3 protein-coding genes are annotated in these 4,355 nt (G+C 73.2%); all 3 read right to left on the bottom strand.

What is annotated here, in order from left to right; all coding sequences use genetic code 11:
* Positions 1-88: 88 nt before the first annotated feature.
* The 3 genes from ACOV8S_RS16205 to ACOV8S_RS16195 all read right to left on the bottom strand — a co-directional run bounded on the left by ACOV8S_RS16205 (position 89) and on the right by ACOV8S_RS16195 (position 4,310).
* Positions 89-1,243, bottom strand: coding sequence for a hypothetical protein (locus ACOV8S_RS16205; protein ID WP_448318519.1), 1,155 nt, complete (start codon positions 1,241-1,243; stop codon positions 89-91).
* Positions 1,244-1,247: 4 nt separating this feature from the next.
* Entirely contained in the window at positions 1,248-2,891 is a 1,644-nt protein-coding gene (locus ACOV8S_RS16200) for a M48 family metalloprotease (protein ID WP_448318518.1), read from the bottom strand.
* A gap of 294 nt (positions 2,892-3,185) precedes the next feature.
* Entirely contained in the window at positions 3,186-4,310 is a 1,125-nt protein-coding gene (locus ACOV8S_RS16195) for a hypothetical protein (RefSeq protein WP_448318517.1), read from the bottom strand.
* Positions 4,311-4,355 lie beyond the last annotated feature (45 nt).

The following is a 4,355-nucleotide window of genomic DNA, read 5'->3' as shown; positions in this document are numbered from 1 at the left end:
TCCTTCTCCCGCCCCGGGAACGGCAGCGGCCCCGCCCTCTGGAGAAAGAGGGCGGGGCCGGGTGGCGGGAGCCGCGGGAACGGGCGGGTCAGGCGGTCGTCGCCGTGCGGGCCTCGGCCGCCTCCAGGACGCGCTGGGCGGTGAAGTCGCGGATCGCGACGTACCGCTCGGCGAAGCGCGGGTTGCCGGCCAGGTAGGTCCACGGGGTGGTGCCGATGTGGCCGTCGATCAGCTGGAACTGTTCCATGGCGGCCTCGTACCGGTCCTGCCAGTACAGCATGTACGCGAGCATGTGCCGCATCGGCAGCAGGCGCCGGGCCTTGGGGTCGCCGGCCTCGGCAGCGGCGGCGGCGAGGTCGAGGAGCGCGGCGTCGACGGCCTTCATCAGCTCGGGGCGCTTGTAGTACTCGTCCTCGTCGAGGTCGCTGTGGGCGAACTCGAACTCGAAGTGGGCGTCCAGCAGGACCAGCGTCAGCAGCTGGCCCGGAGCGCCCTTGGCCGCGGCCTCGCGGGCGAAGGAGAGGGCCAGCTCGTGCGAGCCGCGCCACTTGGCGCACCAGTACTTGAGGGCGGACTGGTGCGCGCCGAGGTGGTGCGGAGCGCGCGCCATGGCCTGGTCCCACAGCTCGTTGAAGTCCTTGTGGGAGTAGCCGAGGCCCATCGCCAGCGGCATCTCCACGACATACGGGTTGGGGTCGTCCCCGCCCAGCGCCTGGGCCTCCGCGCAGGCCTCCCGGGCCTGGGCGAGGATGCGGTGGAAGCTGTCGAACTGCTCCCGGGTGGTGTTCTTGGCCTGCAGGCTGCCCCGGACGTCCCAGGCCAGGTAGATCATCGAGTCCGCGTTGACCAGCGCGGCGTCCGCGTCGCCGGGGCGGGCCGAACGCCAGGCCAGCAGCCAGGCGTCCTCCTTGGCGGCCTCGTGGCCGAGGATGCTCACCCGGCGGCCGCGCTCCTCCCAATCCCGGCCGGCCTCGGCCAGGAACCGCGCGCCGGCCTCCCAGTCGCCGCGCCGGACGGCCTGCAGGACGGCCTCGGCGGCGGGGTCCGCGACGCCGGGCCGGTCCAGGTCCAGCCGGGAGACGGGGAGCAGCCCGAGCTTCGCGGCCGCCTCCGCCCCCGCGTTCTCGTCGGGCGCGTCGGGGTCGTGCTTGATGAACTCTTTGACGAAGACGAAGGCGATGTAGAGGCCGAAGCCCACCGCGGGCAGGGCGAGGATCGCGAGGACCCAGAGCAGTACGGTCATCAGGTCACACGCTTTCGATGTCGGTGTCGGTGCCCGTCTCGGAGGGCGTCGGCGGGAGCAGGGCACGCAGCGGGGCGGTGTCCGGGCGGTCGGCGACCGCGGCGGTGACGGCGGCGTCGAGTGCCTCGCCCGCGGCCTCCGGGTCGCCGCCGGGGAGGACCACGGTGGCGGACTCGGACCAGGAGAACTCCCAGTCCAGAAGGCCCTGCTTGCTCAGCTCGGAGATCACCCAGGTGCGCACGAGACCTTCGAGCGAGGGACGGACGAACTCGCGGAAGGCACGGCCCTGCGCGGCGGACGCCTCCTCGGAGAGGGGGAGGCGGCGGGCGAGCTGCCAGAGGTGGCCCTCGTCGATCACCTTGAGGAGCGCGGGCAGCGTCGGGGCCGACTTGGTGTAGACGGCCAGGGCGCGGTGGAGCGGGGTGTCGAGCTCGCCGAGGCGGGCGGTCATGCCGGACCGCAGGAGCTCCGGCCAGTCCTCGGCGCGGCGGAAGCCGAGCAGCTCCTCGGCGAGGACGGCCGGCTCCAGGGCGGTGGCCAGGGCGCGCGGGTCGGCGAGCAGTCCGAGGGCGGAGCCGCGGCCGTCGTCGGCACGGCCGTCGTCCGGCAGGGCCTCGACGGCGCGCACGCGCTCGCCGATCGGCGGGTGGGAGTCGTAGGGGGAGAGCTGCTGCACGGGGAGCTCGGCGCGCATGTCGGCGAGCTGCAGCTCACGGGCGGTCAGCAGGTCGTTGAAGCCGCCGAAGAAGGCGCCGTGCGGGGGCATGGTGCGGGCGTCCAGGCCCAGGGTGGCGTACGACTCGAGGTAGAAGTCGTAGGCGGAGGACAGGACCGGGATCTCGCGCAGGGCCGAGGCGGTGGCGTCACGGCCGGCCAGGCGGGCGGCGGAGCGGTCCGCGGCGAACTCCTCGGCACGGGCGGTGGACTGCGAGGCGCGCAGGAAGAACTTGCCGTACCAGGTGTAGATCTTCGCCATGGCCCGGTAGGTGGCGCCGGCTCCGGTGGTGTCGACCTTCTTGGCCTCCTTGCCCTTGGCGACCCGGCGGGCGGACTTCTTCTCCTGATCGGCGCGCTCCTGCGCGACCTTCTTGTCGGCCTTCTCATGGAAGTGGGCGATGGTGCGCCGGATCTGCAGGCGGCCGCGGGCCACGATCGGGCCGAGGCGGGTGTCGCCGCCGATGTAGTGGCCGTACTCGTGGGCGAGGACCGAGCGGAACTGGGCCTCGCTCAGGCCGGTGAGCAGCGGCAGACCGAGGTGCAGGCTGCGGCGCCCGGGGAGCAGGCCGCCGAACCGGGGGCGCTCCATCACGGAGGCGTTGACCTCGGCGGTCAGGATGATGGTGTCCGGGGCGCGGGTCCCGGCGGCCTCGGCCAGTTCGCGGACCACGGCCCACAGGCGGGGCTCGGCCTCCTCGGTGAGCGGGACGCCCGGCGGCTCCTCGATGTCCGGCAGACGGAGCATGAACATGCCCCGGACCACGGGGATCGCGAGCACGACCGAGACCAGCCAGACCTTGGTGGTGACGCTGCTCGGGGCGTAGATCGCGGCCCAGTCGACGGCCGCCAGGACGCCGAGCAGGACCAGGCTGAGCAACTGGAACCCGGCGAGCAGGATCAGGGCGCGGACGGCCCGCAGTGTGGAACTCATGGAGCTTCCCTACACATCACTGGAAGAGGGCAACGAAGAGGGCAGTGGGGGAGGAACGACGGAACGACGGCGAGGGCATAACGGGGAAAGCGGCTGGAAACAGGCATGACAAGGTGCGGCCGGGGCCGTGTGGGGGATGCGGATTATGACGCACCGCCGCCCCGAACCGCAAAGGTGTTCGGGGCGGCGGTGGACGGTGGTGCTGTGAACCACCAGGCGGGTGCTGCGGCGCCGTGAGCTGCGGCGCGGTGGGAGCGGCGGAGCCTTCGGAGGGTCCCGGGCGGTGGCGTGCGGTCAGCGCAGGAGCGAGGCCGGGGTGCCGCCGTTGGCTTCGAAGCCGGCCACGGCGAGGGCGCGGTAGACGGCGTACTCGGCGGCCGGGTCCTGGCTGAGCGTCCAGGGCAGCGCGCCCACGTGGCCGTCGACGTGGATCAGCTGGCCCATCGCCTCCGACCAGCGGGAGGCGTTGACCAGGAACCAGATCAGCAGGTGGCGCACGTGCGGGAGGACCGCGTCGTCGGGCCGGGCCCGGCCGGCCGCGTACAGCGCGCCGTGCATCGCCTTGGTGACGACCTCGCTCTCGTACAGGTTGGCCACCAGGGTCAGATCCTGCAGGTGCTCGAAGACGGCGAACAGGGGGAGCGCGGACAGCAGCGAGCCCTCGGGCGCCCGCGCGGCGGCCGACTCGGCGAAGTTGTAGGCCAGTTCGCGGGAGCCGTACCACTTCTCGCACCAGTAGTGCAGCGCGGCCAGGTGGGCGCCCATGTGGTGCGGGGCCCGGTCCAGGACCTTGAGCCAGAGCTGCTCGAACTCCTCGCGGGAATAGCCCAGTCCGCGGGCGACCGACAGCTCGGTGAGGTAGGGGACGGGGTCGCCGGGGGCGAGCAGCGCGGCCCGGCCGCAGGCCTCCTTGGCCTCCTCCATGATGATCCGGAACTCGTCGCTGCCGGGCGTGGAGGTGCGCCATGCCTGCTGGACCAGGAACTCCGCGTGCACGGCCGCGCCGCCCGCGTCCTTGGGCTGCTCGGTGCGCCACACGCGCAGCCACTGGCCGCCGGGCGTCTGCGACGGGTCGCTGGCCGGCTTGCGGGCGAGCTCCAGCGAGGCAGCCCCCGCGAAGGCCTGCACGCGCTGCCAGCGCGCCTCGCCCTCCTTCGCGGTGCCGGCCAGCAGCTGGGCCGCGGCCCGGTAGTCCTGGGTGCGCTGCACCAGGTCCAGGACGTCGGTCAGGTCCTGGTCCGGACCGGGCAGCCGGACGTCCAGGTCCTCCTGGCGGAGGAACCCGTAGGCCGCCGGATCGGCCGCGTCGGGGTCGCCGGGGCGTGCCAGGGCGATGCCGCCGGCGCTCCTGCGGCGGTAGATCGACGCGACGACGAAGCCGAGGAGGGCGACGGCGAAGAGCACCCAGATGAATTCCATGCCACCAGCGAACCAGACGGGGTGGGGGTGGGGCCAACGTGGGGG

Source organism: Streptomyces sp. CO7, assembly GCF_053474865.1.
The sequence above is the reverse complement of the archived record's forward strand: the minus strand, read 5'-3'. Positions and strand labels throughout refer to the sequence as shown.

Bases quoted from the DNA above. Each gene is read 5' to 3' on its own strand.
- ACOV8S_RS16205 (WP_448318519.1), bottom strand. From the start codon at position 1,243: ATGACCGTACTGCTCTGGGTCCTCGCGATCCTCGCCCTGCCCGCGGTG.
- ACOV8S_RS16195 (WP_448318517.1), bottom strand. From the start codon at position 4,310: ATGGAATTCATCTGGGTGCTCTTCGCCGTCGCCCTCCTCGGCTTCGTC.
- ACOV8S_RS16200 (WP_448318518.1), bottom strand. From the start codon at position 2,891: ATGAGTTCCACACTGCGGGCCGTCCGCGCCCTGATCCTGCTCGCCGGG.